At 53.0% G+C, this 17,398-nt stretch carries 18 protein-coding genes and 1 riboswitch; of the genes, 12 read left to right on the top strand and 6 right to left on the bottom strand.

What is annotated here, in order from left to right; translation table 11 throughout:
* Positions 1 to 103: 103 nt before the first annotated feature.
* The 10 genes from B1H56_RS07325 (at position 104) to B1H56_RS07280 (ending at position 11,736) form a co-directional block, all read left to right on the top strand.
* On the top strand, positions 104 to 1,594 hold the full coding sequence (locus B1H56_RS07325) for a sugar ABC transporter ATP-binding protein (protein ID WP_066522903.1): 1,491 nt from the start codon (positions 104 to 106) through the stop codon (positions 1,592 to 1,594).
* Between the two features lie 15 nt (positions 1,595 to 1,609).
* Entirely contained in the window at positions 1,610 to 2,620 is a 1,011-nt protein-coding gene (locus tag B1H56_RS07320; protein WP_066522905.1) for an ABC transporter permease, read from the top strand.
* 67 nt (positions 2,621 to 2,687) lie between these two features.
* Positions 2,688 to 3,857: a substrate-binding domain-containing protein gene (locus B1H56_RS07315; protein ID WP_066522906.1), complete on the top strand. Its 1,170-nt coding sequence runs from the start codon at positions 2,688 to 2,690 to the stop codon at positions 3,855 to 3,857.
* Positions 3,858 to 4,057: 200 nt separating this feature from the next.
* Positions 4,058 to 5,815 (top strand): L-fucose isomerase, encoded by a 1,758-nt coding sequence (locus B1H56_RS07310; protein WP_121418982.1) that lies wholly within the window; start codon positions 4,058 to 4,060, stop codon positions 5,813 to 5,815.
* A 193-nt stretch (positions 5,816 to 6,008) separates the two neighbouring features.
* Positions 6,009 to 6,512 carry a TspO/MBR family protein gene (locus tag B1H56_RS07305; protein ID WP_066522909.1) on the top strand — a complete coding sequence of 168 codons (504 nt, stop codon included), beginning with the start codon at positions 6,009 to 6,011 and terminating at the stop codon, positions 6,510 to 6,512.
* Between the two features lie 123 nt (positions 6,513 to 6,635).
* A complete protein-coding gene (locus B1H56_RS07300) occupies positions 6,636 to 7,703 on the top strand; it encodes a DNA recombination protein RmuC (protein WP_162938970.1) in 1,068 nt (355 codons plus the stop codon).
* Positions 7,704 to 7,826: 123 nt separating this feature from the next.
* Positions 7,827 to 7,935, top strand: a riboswitch (TPP riboswitch).
* A 127-nt stretch (positions 7,936 to 8,062) separates the two neighbouring features.
* Positions 8,063 to 8,692, top strand: a complete 630-nt coding sequence (locus tag B1H56_RS07295) for an ECF transporter S component (RefSeq protein WP_066522913.1) — start codon at positions 8,063 to 8,065, stop codon at positions 8,690 to 8,692.
* Positions 8,689 to 9,588 carry an ABC transporter substrate-binding protein gene (locus B1H56_RS07290; RefSeq protein ID WP_066522915.1) on the top strand — a complete coding sequence of 300 codons (900 nt, stop codon included), beginning with the start codon at positions 8,689 to 8,691 and terminating at the stop codon, positions 9,586 to 9,588. The genes B1H56_RS07295 and B1H56_RS07290 overlap by 4 nt, the downstream gene beginning before the upstream one ends.
* Before the next feature lie 40 nt (positions 9,589 to 9,628).
* Positions 9,629 to 11,038 (top strand): ABC transporter ATP-binding protein, encoded by a 1,410-nt coding sequence (locus B1H56_RS07285; RefSeq protein WP_242866612.1) that lies wholly within the window; start codon positions 9,629 to 9,631, stop codon positions 11,036 to 11,038.
* Entirely contained in the window at positions 11,035 to 11,736 is a 702-nt protein-coding gene (locus B1H56_RS07280; RefSeq protein ID WP_066522919.1) for an energy-coupling factor transporter transmembrane component T family protein, read from the top strand. Before B1H56_RS07285 ends, B1H56_RS07280 begins: the two co-directional genes overlap by 4 nt.
* A 30-nt stretch (positions 11,737 to 11,766) precedes the next feature.
* On the opposite strand, the gene yaaA is transcribed toward B1H56_RS07280, so the two are convergent.
* Complete coding sequence (gene yaaA / locus B1H56_RS07275) at positions 11,767 to 12,507, bottom strand: peroxide stress protein YaaA (RefSeq protein ID WP_066522920.1); 741 nt, start codon at positions 12,505 to 12,507, stop codon at positions 11,767 to 11,769.
* Between the two features lie 102 nt (positions 12,508 to 12,609).
* Between yaaA and B1H56_RS07270 the strand changes: the two genes are divergently transcribed.
* A complete protein-coding gene (locus tag B1H56_RS07270) occupies positions 12,610 to 12,789 on the top strand; it encodes a hypothetical protein (protein ID WP_066522922.1) in 180 nt (59 codons plus the stop codon).
* 72 nt (positions 12,790 to 12,861) lie between these two features.
* On the opposite strand, the gene B1H56_RS07265 is transcribed toward B1H56_RS07270, so the two are convergent.
* The 3 genes from B1H56_RS07265 to B1H56_RS07255 form a co-directional block, all read right to left on the bottom strand.
* Complete coding sequence (locus tag B1H56_RS07265; RefSeq protein WP_066522923.1) at positions 12,862 to 13,350, bottom strand: hypothetical protein; 489 nt, start codon at positions 13,348 to 13,350, stop codon at positions 12,862 to 12,864.
* Between the two features lie 96 nt (positions 13,351 to 13,446).
* Complete coding sequence (locus B1H56_RS07260; RefSeq protein WP_066522925.1) at positions 13,447 to 14,184, bottom strand: DUF4367 domain-containing protein; 738 nt, start codon at positions 14,182 to 14,184, stop codon at positions 13,447 to 13,449.
* Entirely contained in the window at positions 14,174 to 14,740 is a 567-nt protein-coding gene (locus B1H56_RS07255) for an RNA polymerase sigma factor (RefSeq protein ID WP_066522927.1), read from the bottom strand. The genes B1H56_RS07260 and B1H56_RS07255 overlap by 11 nt, the downstream gene beginning before the upstream one ends.
* 124 nt (positions 14,741 to 14,864) lie before the next feature.
* Between B1H56_RS07255 and B1H56_RS07250 the strand changes: the two genes are divergently transcribed.
* On the top strand, positions 14,865 to 15,554 hold the full coding sequence (locus B1H56_RS07250) for a hypothetical protein (RefSeq protein ID WP_066522929.1): 690 nt from the start codon (positions 14,865 to 14,867) through the stop codon (positions 15,552 to 15,554).
* Between the two features lie 5 nt (positions 15,555 to 15,559).
* Here the strand turns inward: B1H56_RS07250 and B1H56_RS07245 are convergent, their stop codons facing one another.
* Complete coding sequence (locus B1H56_RS07245; protein ID WP_066522930.1) at positions 15,560 to 16,642, bottom strand: radical SAM/SPASM domain-containing protein; 1,083 nt, start codon at positions 16,640 to 16,642, stop codon at positions 15,560 to 15,562.
* A complete protein-coding gene (locus B1H56_RS07240; RefSeq protein ID WP_066522931.1) occupies positions 16,639 to 17,277 on the bottom strand; it encodes a TetR/AcrR family transcriptional regulator in 639 nt (212 codons plus the stop codon). Before B1H56_RS07240 ends, B1H56_RS07245 begins: the two co-directional genes overlap by 4 nt.
* Positions 17,278 to 17,398 lie beyond the last annotated feature (121 nt).

The following is a 17,398-nucleotide window of genomic DNA, read 5'->3' as shown; positions in this document are numbered from 1 at the left end:
TGTTTATTATCTTTTTTCTCCTCAGGCCGTATAGTTGTAATTGTAAGAAAGCAAATCAAGACCGTTTCAAATGAATGGAATTCAATAAAGGGGTGAACAGTACATGGCTGAAGTTGTGGTAAGCATGAAGGATATCCAAAAACGGTTCCCCGGCGTACACGCGCTTGACGACGCGCAGATCGAGCTTAAAAAGGGCGAGGTCCACGGACTCGTCGGCGAAAACGGCGCGGGGAAATCGACCCTGATGAAGGTGCTCACCGGTATCTATGAAAAGGACAGCGGGACAGTTATGGTGAAAGGGCGGGAGGTTCATTACAGGACGCCGGCCGACGCGCTGGGGGACGGGATCAGCATGATCCACCAGGAGCTGAACCTGATGCCGCACCTTACGGTGGCGGACAATATCTTTATCGGCCGTGAGCCGAAAAAGGGACTTACGCTGGACAAAAAGAAGACAAACCAGATGACGAGAGAGCTTTTACAGTCCCTGAACCTGGATATCGAACCGGATACCACGGTCGGACGGCTTACCGTTGCAAAGCAGCAGATGATCGAGATCGCCAAGGCAATCTCGCTGAATGCGGACATCCTGATTATGGACGAACCGACCGCGGCGCTTACCAATACCGAGATCGACGATCTGTTCCGGTTTGTACGGGATTTGAAAGCCAAGGACGTGGGCATCGTGTATATTTCGCACCGGATGGAGGAACTCAAGGTCATTACGGACGATATCACGGTCATGCGGGACGGTCAATACGTGGGCACTGTGAGAACGGAAGACACGGAGATGGATGAAATCATCAGCATGATGGTGGGCCGCACGATCTATGAGGAACCGAAGACCCACAGTGCGGTCCCGGCAGGCGCGCCCACGGTGCTGCGGGTGGAACATCTTTCTTCTCCGGTGGTGCACGATGTATCCTTTGAACTGAAAAAAGGCGAGATTCTTGGTTTTGCGGGACTGATGGGCGCAGGGCGCACGGAAACCGCGCGGCTGATCTTTGGGGCGGACCCAAGGACGGAGGGCAGGATTTTCGTGAGCGGCAAAGAGGTCTCGATCGAAAGCCCGCAGGATGCGGTGGAAAGCGGCATCGGCTACCTTTCGGAAGACCGCAAGGCCTTTGGGCTGGCAGTGGGACTTTCGGTGGCGGACAATACCGTTATGGCCACGATGGATGAATTTGTTCAGGGCGGAGTGGTGAACGAAAGCAAGATCGCCAAGGTTACCCGGGAATATGTGCAGAAACTCGACCTCAAAACACCGTCGATCAAGCAGCTGGTGCGCAACCTTTCGGGCGGCAACCAGCAGAAGGTGGTCATTGCGAAATGGCTGGTGCGCAATTGCGATATCCTGATCTTCGACGAGCCGACACGCGGCATCGATGTGGGCGCAAAAAGCGAGATTTATAAACTGATGAACCAGCTGGCGGCAGAAGGAAAATCAATCATCATGATTTCTTCCGAAATGCCGGAGCTGCTGCGGATGAGCGACCGCGTGCTCGTAATGTGCGAAGGAAAAATGACGGGCGAAATCGACATCAGCGAAGCGACACAGGAAGGCATCATGAAGTATGCCACACAAAGAAGTTAAGCGAGGTAGGGGAAAATGAGTAACGAAGCAAAAGCATTGAAACAGCAGGGCGGAAAAAAGATCGACCTGCAAAAACTACTGGCACTCGGCGCACTGGTCATACTGTTTGTATTCTTCTTTATCGCCGCGGTATTCGGAAACAACGTAAACGGACTCACATTTATCACGAATGTTCTGGAATCTTCCTACTTCGTAGGATTCCTGGCGCTCGGCGTAACCTTTGCAATCATCACCGGAGGGATCGACCTCTCCATCGGGACGATTATGATGTGCGGCGCGCTGATCGGCGGATATATGTACAACTCCCAGGGATGGCCGCTGATTGCGGCGATCATCCTGACGGTGCTGATTCCCACGGGCTTTGGCCTTCTGAACGGCTTTTTGATCGCCCGGCTGAAGCTGCCTGCGTTTATCGCAACGCTGGGCACGATGATGATCTCCCAGGGCCTCGGCTCCATCGTCACGTCGGTGCAGACGCAGCGCTGGCCCACGGCGGCGGACGCGGACGGCTGGTTCAAGGCGGTCTTTATGAAAACGCCGGAAGGTTTCCCGACGGGCGTGATCTGGTTGGTGGCATTTTTCCTGCTGGCGATGTTCCTGCTCAACAAAACAAAATTCGGCAAATATACGTTTGCGATCGGCTCTAATGAAGAAGCCGCGCGCCTCTCCGGCGTGAATACGGCAAAATGGCTCACGCTTGTCTATGTGGTAAACGGGCTCTTCTGCGGCTTCGCGGCGCTCATGTATGGCGCGACCTATACAACGGTGCTGCCGCAGACAGGTAATGGCCTTGAACTCCAGGGCATCGCGGCAGTCGTGATCGGCGGCACGTCACTGGCAGGCGGCGTCGGGTCCATGTCGGGCACCCTGATTGGCGTATTCATCATGTCGGTGCTGAAAATGGGCCTCACCTCCATCGGCCTCCAGCCGCAGTGGCAGACATTCTTCGTCGGCGTGGTCGTTATTCTCGCGGTGCTGATGGACATTTACCGCCAGAAATCCGCCAATAAGGTAAAGGCGGCATAATAAAGTGCGTTTCAGGAAAATGAACCTGATTGCAATAAAGAAAGCTATTTCTTAAGGAGGAACCAAAATGAAAAAAAGATTAATCAGTATTCTCATGGTAGCTCTGGCCTGCGCATTCGTATTCGCCGCATGCGCACCGGCGGCCGAGACTCCCTCGGAGTCGGCGTCCACGGAAGCATCCACAGCTCCTGAGGCATCGACGGAAGCTTCGGCCGAAGCGTCCGCACCTGCCGCAGACGGCGATATCACGGTAGAGCTCGTTGCAAAAGGCTTCCAGCATCAGTTCTGGCAGGTCGTTAAGGAAGGCGCAGAGGCGGCCGGTAAAGACCTCGGCGTTTCCATCAATTTCCAGGGACCTCCGTCTGAAAGCGATATCCAGGCCCAGGTCGATATGCTGAACAGCGCTCTTTCCAAGAATCCTTCGGCGATTTGCCTCGCAGCCCTTGATACCGGCTCCGTCACGTCGCAGCTCGCGGACGCCCAGGCGGCTGGCATTCCGGTCATCGGCTTCGACTCCGGCGTTCCGGACGCTCCTGAAGGACAGGTTCTCGCGACTGCCGCAACAGACAACGCTGCCGCAGCCGGACTCGCTGCGGAAGAAATGATGAAAGACAGCGCGTTCGTAGAGAAAGTTAAAGCGGCTACGCCTGAAAAGCCGGTAAGGGTTGCGGTCCTTTCGCAGGACGCGACGTCCACCTCCGTTACACAGCGTACGCAGGGCTTCATCGACACCTTCAAAGCAGCTGCGGAAGAAATCTTCCCGGATCAGGTAGCGGTGGAAGGCCATGACCTGTATGCGGTTGCTTCCGCGCAGGATCCGGCGGTTATCATCTCCGTACATATCGCTCCGACGACAGACGCCGCGGACCTGAAAAACATCGGTTCCGCCGCTTTGCAGGAAGATAACCTGATCGGCGTGTTCTGCTCGAACGAAGGCTCGGTCACGGGCTTCCTGAATGCGACCAACGACGGCGCTGACCTCGATAAGGAAAACGGCACGTACAAAGACCTGACGGTTGCGGGCTTTGACGCAGGCAAAACGCAGAAGACGGCAGTCAGCAACGGCTGGTTCCTGGGTTCCGTAACCCAAGACCCCTACCAGATTGGCTACCAGGCGGTAGACCTTGCGGTAAAGGCTGCCAAGGGTGAAACGGTTTCCGACGTTGATACGGGTGCAAAATGGTACAATGCGGCCAACATCGGCGACGAAGACATCGCGAAACTCGTTTACGACTAAGGAACAACAGGTTCGGAGGCGGCGAACGCCGCCTCCGAAAAAATGCTACTTTATATCCGGTATTCTTATGAATAAAGATACAAAGGGATAAGTGGGATGACCGGATGGTTTTAGCCCTTCCTTCCGTGCGGAGGACGGGCTAAAGCGGAGAATAATCCCCTGCCGGTGGATCAATCTACATAGGAAAAGGAGAAAGCAAAATGGTAAAGATAGGAATCAGGCCAACGATCGACGGACGTGAAAAGGGAATCCGGGAAAGCCTCGAAGAACAGACGATGCGCATGGCAAAGTCTGCGGCGAAGCTGATTAGTGAAAATGTATATGACGAAGAAGGCAACCCGGTAGGCTGCGTGATCGCGGACACCACAATCGGCGGGTTCGCGGAAGCGGCAAAGTGCCAGGAGAAGTTCGACCGGGAGGGCGTATGCGCGACTCTGACAGTGACCCCATGCTGGTGCTATGGCAGCGAGACAATGGATATGGACCCGAAAACGCCGAAGGCGATCTGGGGCCTCAATGCGACGGAACGGCCGGGCGCGGTGTATCTTGCGGCGGTGCTGGCGGCCCACGCGCAGAAGGGGATTCCGGCGTTCTCGATCTACGGGCACGACGTACAGGATGCGGACGACGACGCCATCACGGACGATGTGGCGGAGAAAATTTTGAGGTTTGCACGCGCGGCAGTAGCTGTAGGCGAGATGAAAGGGAAATCCTACCTGTCAGTTGGCAACGTGGCGATGGGCATCGCGGGCAGCATGGTAAATCCGGATTTTTTTGAAGAATACCTTGGCATGCGGTGCGAGTATAAGGATATGAGCGAAATTATCCGGCGGGTAGAAAATGAGATTTACGACAAGGAAGAATTTGAACGCGCGCTTGTGTGGACGCGGGAAAACTGCAAAGAGAACGACGATCTGTATAACGGCGAAAATGGCCACAGCCGGGAGAAAAAGGACGCTGAGTGGGAATACTGCGTAAAGATGGCAATGATCGTACGCGATATGATGCAGGGAAATGAAAAGTTGAAGGAAATCGGCTGGAACGAAGAGGGCAACGGAAACAATGCAATCGCAGCCGGGTTCCAGGGGCAGAGGCAGTGGACGGACTTTATGCCGAACGGAGATTTCATGGAATCGATGCTGTGCTCGTCGTTTGACTGGAATGGGATCAGGAAACCGCTTGTCGTAGCGACGGAGAATGATTGCCTGAACGGCGTGGCGATGCTTCTTGGGCACCTTGTGACAAATACGGCGGCGGTTTTCAGCGATGTACGCACCTATTGGAGCCCCGAGGCGGTAAAACGTGTAACGGGCAAGGAGCTTACGGGATACGCGCAAAACGGGATCATCCACCTGATTAATTGGGGGGCGGCGGCCCTCGACGCTTCAGGCGAGCAGGAAAAAGACGGGAAACCGGCGATGAAGCCTTTCTGGGAGATCACGGAAGGGGAGGCGCAAAAGTGCCTCGATGCGACGAAGTGGACCCCCGGGAACCTCGGATACTTCCGCGGCGGCGGATTTTCTTCGACGTTTAAGACGCGGGGCGGAATGCCGGTCACGATGTGCCGGATGAACCTGGTAAAAGGGCTTGGACCGGTACTGCAGATCGCCGAGGGCTATACGGTCGAACTGCCGGACGATATGAACAAGATTCTCTGGGACCGGACGGATCCAGGCTGGCCGTGCACATGGTTTGCGCCTGTGCTGACGGGAGAAGGGGCGTTTACGGACGTATACAGCGTAATGGCGAATTGGGGGGCAAACCACGGCGCGTCGGTATACGGACATGTGGGCGCGGATTTGATTACGCTTGCAAGCATGCTGCGGATTCCGGTGAACATGCACAACGTAAGCGAAGAAAAATTGTTCCGTCCCGCGGCATGGAACGCGTTCGGCACGCAGGACCGGGAAAGCGCGGATTACAGGGCGTGCAGAAACTACGGGCCGCTGTATAAGTAAGAATGCCCGGGAATACAATATACTTTCCTCTGTTTTTATAAACGCTCTTTGAAAAGATGCGGCCGCCGGGCCGTATCTTTTCTTATATAAAAAGTCATTAAATTAAATTATTTCGCAGAGAACAAAAAATGGATTGAAAGGAACCGGGAGGTTTAAATATGAGAAACCAAACAAACTGAAAGGAGAAGCGGGAATGAATACAACATACGCGGGTACATATGATACGCCCCATAAAATCAATTGGAAGGTACTGCTTTTAAGCCTTCTGATTAGCGTGGGCTCCGGACAGGTCTCCGGCCTGCTGACCAATAGCAGCATGGAGATTTATATCAATGATGTGGTAAAACCGCCGCTTTCCCCCCCGGGCGCGGTATTTCCAATCGTCTGGAGCGTGCTGTTTGTTCTGATGGGGATATCGGCTTATATGGTATATATGACGATATCACCCTATAGGAGAAGGGCGCTTACGCTGTATATTGCACAGCTTATTTTCAATTTTTTCTGGATGATTATTTTCTTTAACGCGCGCAACTATGTGTTTGCTTTTATTTGGCTTGCAGTCCTGTGGCTTATGGTGTTTTTTATGATTCGTTCGATGCGCCTTGTAAAGCCTGCGGCAGGAAATTTGCAGATTCCATACCTTGTGTGGCTGACGTTTGCCGGTTATCTCAATTTTGCGATTATCTTGCTAAATTAGTATAGATGGGCAAAAGCCCCGTGCGGAAAATTCCGCGCGGGGCTTTTTTACTGGAACGGCATGTGTTTGTAACCTGTCTGTGGTATGATAAAATCGGATCAAAATCAAAGCGGAGGGTTTTCTATGGAAATAATTTTCATTGCGGCCGGGCTTGTGGCGCTCGGAATACTGTGCGTGGCCATACTTGTGCGGCTGGGAAGGAAAACGGACGATGCCGCCGCCCTGCGGACAGAGCTTTCAAGCCAGTTTCAGATTCTTTCCGGGATGGTGCTCGATACGGTCAACAGGGCCTCGGCTGTCAACGGACAAAGCGCGGAAGTGCTGCGCCGTACGGTGGAGGAGAAATTGAATGAGATTCGTTTCTCCGTGGACCAGAAACTAGACACCACGCTGAAGAGCGGGCTTTCCACTTCCTTTGCGCGCGTCAGCGAACAGCTTGAACAGGTATATAAAAGTATGGGAGAGGTGCGCGCCCTTACGAGCGGCGTGGGCGATTTGAAAAACATCCTTTCCGGGGTGAAGACGCGGGGCATTTGGGGGGAGGTTCAGCTCTATAAGCTGCTTTCGGATTTTCTCTCCCCCGGACAGTTCATTGAAAATGTGCGTATTACACGGGATAGTACAGTTGAATTTGCCGTCAAAATGCCGCGTGAGGAGGGCGGCGATGTGCTTTTGCCCATCGATTCCAAATTCCCTATGGACCGTTATGCGCGCGTGCTCGCGCTGGGGGGAAGCGGTGATGCGCAGGCGCTTACAGCCGCGCAGAAGGAATTTGTACAGGCAGTGCTCACGGAGGCCAAAAAGATCAGCGAAAAATATGTAAGGCCGCCGCAGACGACGGATTTTGCCATCATGTTCCTGCCGTCCGAAGGGCTGTATGCGGAGGTGATCCGTCTTGGGCTTGTGGACCGGCTGCAAAGCAAATACCGTGTGATGGTCACGGGGCCATCCACGCTGGGCGCCTTCCTGACAAGCCTGCAAACGGGCTTCCGTACCCTCGCCATCCGGGAACATTCCGCGGCGATCGAAGAAATGCTCGCAGCGGTCAGGGCCGAATTTGAAACGTTTGGCGATATGCTGCAAAAAACACAAAATTCGCTTGCCGCTGCCCAGAACCACTTAGAGTCCGTGCAGAAACGGTCCATCCGCATCCAGACCCGGCTGGCGGACGTGGATACATTTGAGGCGTAACCGATTGACAGCCGGGAACCCATCTGCTATATTAAAAAGAGCAAAACTGCATAGTGAAGTATGCCACACCCAGATTTGCGCGCCCGGAGCGGGTTTCCCGGAGCCGCACCGTTTGGGAACGGTATACTTAAGCAGGGGAGTCGCCGCGGGGTGGCTGAGAGTAAGCATGAGCTTAGACCCTTGAACCTGATCCGGTTAATACTGGCGGAGGGAGCGCTTTTTTCACATCGATTGAAAAGTTCTTTTCGTTTGGCCGCGGAAAGAATTTTTTTTTGCGGAGCCAGACGAATTTCGTTTGACGGCACAGGGGACAGGGTTTTCTGCTCGCAAATCTAAACATACAGAAGGAGAAAGAAGCAATGAAAACCACAACAAAGAAGTATGCCTGGCAGCTGAAAGACATCATTATGATCGGGATTCTGGGGGTGCTGTTCGCGCTCATTTACCTGGGTGCGTTCTATCTCAGTATGGGGTTGCAGGCGGCGCTCACGCCGTTTGGCCTTGCACCCTTCAATTTTGAAATCGTGTACGGCGTATGGTTCATGGCGGCGACGGTTGCCGCGTTCATCATGCAAAAGCCGGGCGTTGCATTCGTGACCGAAGTGCTTGCGGCGTTCCTTGAGCTGCTGATGGGCAACTTTCCGCTTGTTATCACCACCGGGCTTGTGCAGGGAGTCGGCCTCGAGCTTGGCTTTGCGGTGTTCCGCTACCGGCGCTATGATATGGCGAGCATGTGTGTATCCGCGACGTTTGCGTGCATCCTGAGCTTTATCTGGACCTATTTCACCAACGGATACGCAACGCTTGAGATAGGGATGCTCGTCGCCATGTTTGCCGTCCGCCTCGGCACTTCGCTGCTGTTTGCGGGCGTACTCAGCAACCTGCTTGGCAAGGGGCTTGCGCGGACGGGCGTTCTGAAGGGATACCCGGTGGGCGCGAAATATGCGCATCAGGATATTATAGACGACGATGAGGAAGCGGCAGTATGAAAACATTGCATATGGAGTTGGACTGGTTTGCGAACACAAACCATACGGGCTTTTATGTAGCCCTCAAAAAAGGATATTACCACGATCTTGGCATCGACGTGAAGATCAATGGGGAATTCGGGGGCTGCGGCCACCAGTTTGCGGGGGAACCGGATATCGTGGTGGCGCCCGAACCGGCGATGCTCGTGTATATGGACGAAACGCCCGGCGAAGAACAGGTGCAGGCCGTTGCGGTCCTGACACAGGTGAACGATTCGGGGATTATTTCCCTGAAGGAAGAAGGAATCACCCGTCCAAGGGAGCTTGCCGGCAAGCGCCTTACCCACTGGACGCCCGAATGGTTCCACGCGGTGATCGGCTTTGCGGTGGATGAAGACGGCGGCGATTACTCCAAGGTGAAGCTGGTAACCAAGGATGTGGGCGACATCACGGAGACGCTGGGAAACGATGGGGATGCGGTATGGATCTATAAAAACTGGGAATGGTTTGTAATGAAGCACGCGGGATATGACTGCAATTATTTTGCGCTCGCGGATTTTTATCCGGTGCTCGATTTTTGCGCTCCCGCGGTTGCGGCGAAAACGAGGCTCGTTAAAAATGAGGCCGATGTGATCCGGGCTTTTGTAAAAGCGAGTGACCAGGGCTTTATCGATGCAGCGAAAGATCCGGAGGAAGCGGCGAAAATACTGCACGGATATACGCCGCACTTTGACCTCGGCCTGCTTGTCGAAAGCCAGGCCTATGTGTCGGGGCTGTATCTGAATGAAGCGGGGCACTGGGGAACTATTACGCCCGCGCGTTGGGATAGATTCAGTGCGTTTATGAAAGAAAAGGGTATGACAAGGAAAGATATTTCAGGGGCAAACGGCGGTTATACAAATGAATTCCACGGCTGATCCCGGCGGCATACGGTGCGAGGCTCTCACCTTCCGCTATATGGAGACAAGTAAATATAAGGTGGTCGACCATGTGGATATGGCGATCCCGGAGGGTAAGGTCACGATACTGACCGGTCCCTCCGGCTGTGGGAAAAGCACGCTTTTGTATCTTATGGCGGGCATTTATCCGCAAAACGCCGGAATCGTGGACGAAGGCAGGGTCACGGTGAACGGGGAGGAGATGGGCGGCCTGTATCCGCATGAACGCGCACGCATCGCGGGGATGATGTTCCAGAACCCGGATTTGCAATTTTGTATGGATACGGTGAACGGAGAGCTTGCCTTTTGCCTCGAAAATATGGGCGAAGACCCCGCGGAGATGGACGGAAAGATACAGGAAGCGCTTTCTTTTTGCGGGATCGGACATCTGCGGGACCGGGCGTTCCATACGCTTTCAGGCGGCGAAAAGCAGAAGGTCATGCTCGCGTGTACGGTGCTGATTCGTCCCAGGTGGCTGCTGCTCGACGAGCCGTTCGCCAATATCGATCCGGCCTCGGCGCAGGTGCTCGTGGAAAAGCTCGGCCAGCTGCACCGGGAACGGGGCATGGGAATCGTGGCTGTGGACCACCAGCTTGCACCGTGGCTGCCGATTATGGATGAGGCGGTGCTTCTCGGCGAGGGAGCGCGCGTGCGGCAGCGGGGCGTCACTCCCGGGAATTTACCGGAATACGGGGAAACGTTTGAAGAAATGGGCATTGCGTTCCCGGGACGGGAATATTGCAGCCGCAGAGAGAACAACGCACCCGGGGAAGCGGTGCTTACGGTGCGCGGCCTGTGTGCGGGCTACGACGGGGAAAAAATATTGGACGGGCTCGACGCGGATTTTTATAAGGGGAAGGTGCATGCGGTCACCGGGGCCTCGGGCAGCGGGAAGAGCACCTTTTTTTCCATCTTGTGCCGTATTGTGCCCTATGAGGGAAGCATCCTGCTGGAAGGGGAGGAATTGAAGCGGATTCGCAAAAAGGCGATGGCGCACCGGCTTGGTTTTGTGTTTCAGAACCCGCAGGACCAGTTCGTTGCGCAAAGCGTATACGAAGAGATGGAGGTCAGCCTCAGGCAGACCTATGAAGGCGAAAAGCTGGAAGCAAAGGTCAAGGAATATTTGCAGGAAACCGGCCTGTGGAGGTACCGCAGGATGTCTCCGTTCATGCTCAGCCAGGGACAGCAGCGGCGGCTTGCAGTCGCGGCCCTGCTTGCCTATGACTGCAAGGTGCTCGTGTGCGACGAACCGACCTATGCACAGGATGTGCGATCCCTGAAATCGGTGATGAAGCTGATGATGGACCGCGTCCGAGAAAAAGGGCTGACGCTTATTTTTTCCACGCACGATAAACAGCTCGCGCGGGATTACGCGGATATATTCTATACGCTTGCGGATGGAAAGCTTGAACGGAGGGAAGGCGTATGAAAAGCATCAATCCCTCATGGAAGCTGATCGGCATCCTTGTTCCGATCGTGATCCTTGCATTTTTTTACAGCATTACGCTGAACCTCGTAATTTTTGGGGCTAGCCTTGCGATCCTTGCGTTTTCAAAGGTTCGCTGGAGCGCCGCCGCGAAGATCATGATTCCCGTTGCGGTGCTTGCGGTGGGAATGTATATGACGGGGGCGAAATTCCATGCGGGGGCAAATATCGGTATTGGCGCGGGAAACGCGCTGCTTTCGGACGCAGCGCTTGAAAACGGGCTGCAGCTTGGAAGCCGCGTACTTGCGTTCGCGGGCTTTGGCCTGCTGTTTGTTATGACGACGGATATGATGGCGCTTGTGCGGTCTATGGAGCAGCAGCTTCATTTTCCGGCCAAGTTTGTATACGGCCTGCTTGCCGCTTTCCAGATACTGCCGAATATGCAGCAGGAATACCGCAAAACAAAAGCGGCTTTCTGGGCGCGGGGCATATATCCCATACCGGTCTCGCCCAAGCTGCTCGTGCCTCTCATGGTGAAGGCGGTGCGCTGGTCCGAGGCGCTTGCCGCGGCAATGGAGTCGAAGGGCTTCGACGAAAAGGCGGGGCGGACCATTTATCATCCGGTCCGTATGCGCCCGGTGGATTATGCGTTCCCATTCCTTACGACGGGGCTGCTTGTCCTTGGGATAGTGTTCTTATAAAAAAGAAAGGCGCCGCGCGGCGCCTTTTGTTTATTTTAAAAACACATAATTTTTCGGGGAGGAAAGGTCGTCCCTGTAGGAATACCCGAGGCGGTCAAAGCGCTTCACCTCCTCAGGCTCTTCGATTGCGTTTTCCGCCATGAAACGCACCATTTCACCGCGCGCCATCTTTACATAAACGCCTTTTTCCTTCACTTTTCCGTCTTCCCATTGCCCGAATGTGCAGGTGATATAAGCCACCCGGGGATCAAGGTGTTTCTCGATCACCCGGCTGTATTCGCCGGATGCAAGGTTTAAGATTACCCCGTCTTCCTTTGTAAGCTCGGAATACGGCTTACTGCCCCAGAAATCGTAGAGGCTGCTGCAAAAATCCGTTTTCAGCTTCGCCTGCATTTCAAGGCGGTAGGGGACGACTCCGTCAAGCGGCCGCAGGATTCCGTAAAAACCGGATAAAATGCGCAGGTGGTCTTCCACATAATCGAAATAAGGGCGCTCAAACACCTGCGGAGCCATATACTTATACTGGATGCCGTCATAGGCCAGAAGCGCGGGCGAGAGGCCCTGCCGGAGGTCCATAACGCGGCAGCGTTCAAAATTTAGCGCGGCAATCCGGTCATTCGTGCACAGCAGCTTTTTCAGCGCTTCGTAAGAAAGCCCGCGCAGGTATTCCAAAAGCTGCTGTGCTTCGCGCAGAAAAACGGGCAGGTGCGCATACCCGGGCTCTTCCGCGTCGTGATTCATTTGTTTGGCAGGAGAAATGATGATTTTCATAGCCGGTCCTTTCTGCTGCGTACATTATATCAGAAACGGGAGGTTTATGCGCCGGAAAAAGAGTGTATCATAGCAAATAAACATAAACAGGAGGATACAATTATGACAATGCACGGGCACAGGTCGGCCAGGCGCGGCAACCAGATGCGCCAGCTGCATGATACGCACGAAGCGGAACAGAGCCGGGAACGGGAACAGCTCAGGGAAGCGGTGGAAAAGTATAGGGAAAAGGAACGGGGCGGGGCGGAAGCCAGAAAGTACGAACCAAAAGAGGAAGGCTGAGCCCGCACGGGCAAGGGAAAAATAAAGGAAGGACGGCCTGGGCCGCCCTTCCTTTGTGAGGAGAGAAAAAATCTAGGATACGTAAATGCTGCCGGAAGTCGCCGTTTTTGTGCTCACAACGGTAGAACCGGAATAAGTACGGTGGTACGTGGTTACATAGTAGGAATAGCCGGATGCGACGCTGAAAGACGCGGCATCTGAAAAAGAGGCGCTTCTACTTTTTGAATGAGTTATACTTTTATATCTTTGCCATCCGCCGTTATACTGGTAGAGTACATATTCAACGCCAATTTTGTCGGCGATTCCAGAGGCAACGGTGTAGGAATTGCATCTTACGCTTGTAGAACTGACCTTAGTAATACTATTACTCCAATCAAGCACGGTCGTTATAGCATAAGGAGCAATATTCATCGAAAAATCGGGGCTTTCCGCATAAACCGCGTCCGGCGAGAAAACCGGAGCCGGCGGGTTTGCGTCGGAATAAGCAGGTTCGGCGGCAAAACCAACCGAACAGACAGAAAGAACGAGAACCATACATAAGATGAATGATAATTTGCGCATTGCTGCACCTCCAATAAAATAGTTGCTTTATTAGAGAAAAAAAGTGGGATTTCGTTACATAAAATAAAAAATCTGCTAGATAGCAGATTTCTTATTTTATTGTATATTTGCAATTATATTTTTTAAAGTGTCGATATTATCATTAGTTGTAATGGAAATCTGGTACATATCACGGTAGAAAAAAATAGAAGAATAAGGTTTGTCACTAGAGATTGTAACGGGAATATTATTTATTTCCTCTGATATATATTCACGCGTACTCCAAAGTCCGGAAATCTGTGTTTCAGAAGAATTGTCCATATATACGATGCTAATACTAATGTAGCCTAAAGGATTCATGGTTGGATTGAGATATTCTTCCGATATAATCTTTGATTCATCAGGTGATTCACCCTTTTGCACACTTGAAAGCTCATACCCTTCCGGAATCCACGTAAATTGGGGTAAAGTAAAATCGAGGTCTTTTTGCAGGTCTTCCACGCTTTGGTATTCGTCGATCTGCTGCCCGTCCTCTTCGATCTTCGTGTCCGGGCTGAAAATAGAAGTAAAGAACTGCTCCACATTCGTTTTAAACGCGCGTGCGGCCGGAACGTCCGAAAAGAGGAACGAACCAATAAAGATGCCGACCAAAACCGCCGCGGCAACGGGAATAAACAGCGGGAATTTTTTCTTTGGGCGGGGCTTTGCATTTTCTTCCGCGGGAAGGTTCCCGCGAAATTGTTCAAACAATTTCCGCGCCGTTTCCGCGTCCTCCTTCCCGTTCCCGCCGGACTCAAATTCATCGAGGTTTTCATCGATGATTTTCTTCATTTTTTTACGGAAATCATTTTCCATATTCGTCACCTTTTGCAATCTTTTCAAGCCTTTTCAAAATCCGGTGGTGCATGACGCGCAGAGTTCCCTGTTTTATGTGCATAATATCGGAAATCTCGGCATAAGTCCTCTCGTCGTAATAATAATATTTCAGGAACTGCTTGTCCGCCGCGCTGAGGCGGGACAGCCACCTTGCGACCTTTTCCTTCTCTTCCTCCAACAAAATCTGCTCCTCGAGGGAACGGATGTCCGCATCGCGCGGTATCAGGTTTTCCGAACGTTCGGGAAATACGTCGTCAATAAAAAATTCCTTTTTATACCTTTTATTGAAGCGGACGATCTCCCGGCGTCCGATGGTGAAAATCCAGCTTTTGAATTTTTTCTCATCCCTCAGGGAATTGATGTTTTCGTATGCAAGCATCAGCGTGGTCTGGTAAATATCGTTGCATAAAAACGATGGATTTGAATTTTTGCGGATATAAGCATATAAACTGCCGATTACAGGCTCGCACAGCTGTGTGAAAAATTTTGACTTGTCCTGTTGTTTGGTTTCATTCACATACACTCCCCGATCCATTATACAACGAAGCGCCGCTGTTGCGAATGCTATTTTGGAAAATATCTCCGAAACAGTAACAAACCGGCTGCAGCCGCCTCTAATAAATGGGAGAAATCCGAATGAAGAAAACAGGGGTATCGTAATGGCTAAAATCGCAATTATCGACGACATGATTAATCTTTCCTATCTGAAGTATCCGGAGCGTGTTGCGAACAGTATGATAATTGACCGTAAAGGCGCCCGGAAGGCAAACATGGCGGCGCAGCCGCAGCGCTTTACGCATGCGTCTACCTGTGCGCTGCTCCTTGAAAAAATGACGGACGACTATGAAATCATCAGCGTTGCGGTTTCAAGGGAAATGGAAGAGGGCGATTGCCTGCAAAAAGCGTTCCGGCTGTGCGGAGAGCTGGGCGCGGATATTGCGGAGGTTAGCTTTGGCGACAGTTTGTTCGGCGGACAGCCCATCCTAGGCGATGCGGTCAGGAAGCTGAGCGAAAGCGGCTGCGTTATCATGGCGCCTATGCCCCGTATGGGCGGCCTGCGGGCCTGCAAAAATATCATTGGCGTCCAGTGTGACCGCTATGGTCTCATGCGGCCGGGCGAATATGTTTTTGACCGGCTGGGTCCGTCCGCCGCGAAGGTGACGGTCAACTGCAATTTCCTGATCCGCGGAAACGAATGCGGCAGGAGCGCCAGCTTTTCCGCTGCCGCGGTAGCCGCACGTATTAACCGCTATATCAACGAGGGAATCAAAGCTTTTGACGATATCCTGTATTGCCTTAAAAAAGATGAGAGCGGCAAATACAGGGCTGTGTTAACGCTTATGGAATAGAACGGTCACGGGGCCGTACCGCCTGTCAGGGCCTCGACTTCCTCTTTATGCTCAAAGAGCGTGCAGCCCCCGTGATGCCCGGCATTTACGGCAATTTCACGCAGCCGCAGAAAAAAGCCGGAACGCAGTGCGTCTTCAATGGTGCTTTCACGCAGGTTCAACTGTGAATGGGGAGAAAACGGGCAAGGCTCCGCCCCGCCGTTCGCGCTGATATGGAAGAAACCGCGGCCCGAAGCAAGGCATCCTCCCGCCGCCTCCTCGTCGCCGGGGAAGGAAACGAGGATCGTATCGGGGAAGCGGTCCCGAAGGGCGTCCACCGTCTTTTGCAAATCTTTTCTGTCCGTGTCCCCTAAACTCAGGCGCTCCGTGCCGGGCTCCACGGGGACGTATTCCACAAAGAAAACCAAACCACAGCCTTTCTGGCGCAAGTCTTCGACAAAACAAGCCTGTGTCACGTCTTTGCTGTTTGCTTTGGTTACGGTGATAGAAGCGCCGAAGAGTATTTTTCGTTTGCGGAAATGGGCCATCGCATCCACGGCGGCCCGGTAAGCGCCCTCGCCCCGGCGCGCATCGGTCGCGCGCCTGCCTCCCTCGATGCTGAAAACAGGGATCAGGTTGCGGTGCCTTTCAAATAATTTAAGATATGCTTCGTCCATCATGGTTCCGTTGGTAAAAACTGGAAAGACCATATTCGGGAAAGAAGCCGACGCCTCAAGGACATCCCTGCGCACCATAGGTTCGCCGCCTGCCAGCAGGATGAACGATATGCCGAGCGCCGACGCTTCCGCGAATATTGTTTGCCATTCCGCGGCAGTCATATCCTGCGCGCCGCCGTCCGTACACGCGCCCGCCGCACGCGCATAACAGCCCGCGCAATGGAGGTTGCAGCTCGATGTGATGCTGGCGATCAGGAAAGGCGGCACATGAAGGCCTGCTTCTTCGTGCCGCTGCCTGCGCTTGGCGTTTTTTTTAATTTCAGGAACGGTCTTTGCAAGAAAGGCGATCCCCCTTGGATTGTTGAAATAATATCTCCCGGCAGTTTTTAACAGCAGGGAGATTCCCCGGTTCATATATTCATTTAAATTCATTTGTGTTCTCCGTGTGAAATATGATAATTCCCCGCAAATTCTTCAATGTGGGCATGCAGCAGACGAAGCGCCTCTTCCTGCTTTTCAGGCTTGGAATCATACATCAGGACGAGCAGCAGGACCGGCCCGTAAAACTGCGTCGCTGCGGCGCGGGGGTCTGCCCCGCGAAAATATCCTTCTTTCATCATTTCATCAAACAACGCGGTTTGGAAAGAAAGCGCCCCTTCAATAAACCACTCGCTGAAGAGCTTCGCCGCGTCGTTGTTTTTGAACTGCTCGATCATCAGCAGGTGCATGAATTTAGTGGCATACGGATCGCTTACGAAAAACAGGAAGATTGCGTCCACCGCTTTTTTCAGCCAGCCGAGGTCATTTTCCCCATATTGCTTCGTGACGTGGCCGATTTCACCCTGAGGAAGCCTGTAGAAGGCGGCGGTCTCCTCAAAACGCCTGTTCATTTCATCAAGGAGGGTTGCGAAAATTTCCTGCTTGCTTTTGTAGTGTTTATAGAGAGAGCTGTCTTTGATCCCTACGGCCCCGGCAATATCCCTGACGGATACGCCGTCATAACCGTGCACCGAGAAAAGGCCGAGCGCGGCCTCTAATATTTTTTGCCTGGTATCCCGTTTTTCCATCCATGCCTCCTTTGGCTAGTGATTACTAGCCTTAGTATAGCTAGTGATTGCTAGCCTGTCAAGAGGGAATATATGGAATTTAAATGGGAAGCGTGGTATGATACCGTTAAGATGGTTTATT

Origin of the sequence: Christensenella minuta, from assembly GCF_003628755.1 — a bacterium.
GTDB classification, from domain to species: Bacteria; Bacillota; Clostridia; order Christensenellales; family Christensenellaceae; genus Christensenella; species Christensenella minuta.
This window is presented reverse-complemented; position numbering and strand designations above follow the sequence as displayed.

What these genes read in the sequence shown, in the direction of transcription:
- B1H56_RS07325 (WP_066522903.1), top strand. Translation starts at nt 104, where the DNA reads ATGGCTGAAGTTGTGGTAAGCATGAAGGATATCCAAAAACGGTTCCCC.
- B1H56_RS07320 (WP_066522905.1), top strand. Translation starts at nt 1,610, where the DNA reads ATGAGTAACGAAGCAAAAGCATTGAAACAGCAGGGCGGAAAAAAGATC.
- B1H56_RS07315 (WP_066522906.1), top strand. Translation starts at nt 2,688, where the DNA reads ATGAAAAAAAGATTAATCAGTATTCTCATGGTAGCTCTGGCCTGCGCA.
- B1H56_RS07310 (WP_121418982.1), top strand. Translation starts at nt 4,058, where the DNA reads ATGGTAAAGATAGGAATCAGGCCAACGATCGACGGACGTGAAAAGGGA.
- B1H56_RS07305 (WP_066522909.1), top strand. Translation starts at nt 6,009, where the DNA reads ATGAATACAACATACGCGGGTACATATGATACGCCCCATAAAATCAAT.
- B1H56_RS07300 (WP_162938970.1), top strand. Translation starts at nt 6,636, where the DNA reads ATGGAAATAATTTTCATTGCGGCCGGGCTTGTGGCGCTCGGAATACTG.
- B1H56_RS07295 (WP_066522913.1), top strand. Translation starts at nt 8,063, where the DNA reads ATGAAAACCACAACAAAGAAGTATGCCTGGCAGCTGAAAGACATCATT.
- B1H56_RS07290 (WP_066522915.1), top strand. Translation starts at nt 8,689, where the DNA reads ATGAAAACATTGCATATGGAGTTGGACTGGTTTGCGAACACAAACCAT.
- B1H56_RS07285 (WP_242866612.1), top strand. Translation starts at nt 9,629, where the DNA reads ATGGAGACAAGTAAATATAAGGTGGTCGACCATGTGGATATGGCGATC.
- B1H56_RS07280 (WP_066522919.1), top strand. Translation starts at nt 11,035, where the DNA reads ATGAAAAGCATCAATCCCTCATGGAAGCTGATCGGCATCCTTGTTCCG.
- yaaA (WP_066522920.1), bottom strand. Translation starts at nt 12,507, where the DNA reads ATGAAAATCATCATTTCTCCTGCCAAACAAATGAATCACGACGCGGAA.
- B1H56_RS07270 (WP_066522922.1), top strand. Translation starts at nt 12,610, where the DNA reads ATGACAATGCACGGGCACAGGTCGGCCAGGCGCGGCAACCAGATGCGC.
- B1H56_RS07265 (WP_066522923.1), bottom strand. Translation starts at nt 13,350, where the DNA reads ATGCGCAAATTATCATTCATCTTATGTATGGTTCTCGTTCTTTCTGTC.
- B1H56_RS07260 (WP_066522925.1), bottom strand. Translation starts at nt 14,184, where the DNA reads ATGGAAAATGATTTCCGTAAAAAAATGAAGAAAATCATCGATGAAAAC.
- B1H56_RS07255 (WP_066522927.1), bottom strand. Translation starts at nt 14,740, where the DNA reads ATGGATCGGGGAGTGTATGTGAATGAAACCAAACAACAGGACAAGTCA.
- B1H56_RS07250 (WP_066522929.1), top strand. Translation starts at nt 14,865, where the DNA reads ATGGCTAAAATCGCAATTATCGACGACATGATTAATCTTTCCTATCTG.
- B1H56_RS07245 (WP_066522930.1), bottom strand. Translation starts at nt 16,642, where the DNA reads ATGAATTTAAATGAATATATGAACCGGGGAATCTCCCTGCTGTTAAAA.
- B1H56_RS07240 (WP_066522931.1), bottom strand. Translation starts at nt 17,277, where the DNA reads ATGGAAAAACGGGATACCAGGCAAAAAATATTAGAGGCCGCGCTCGGC.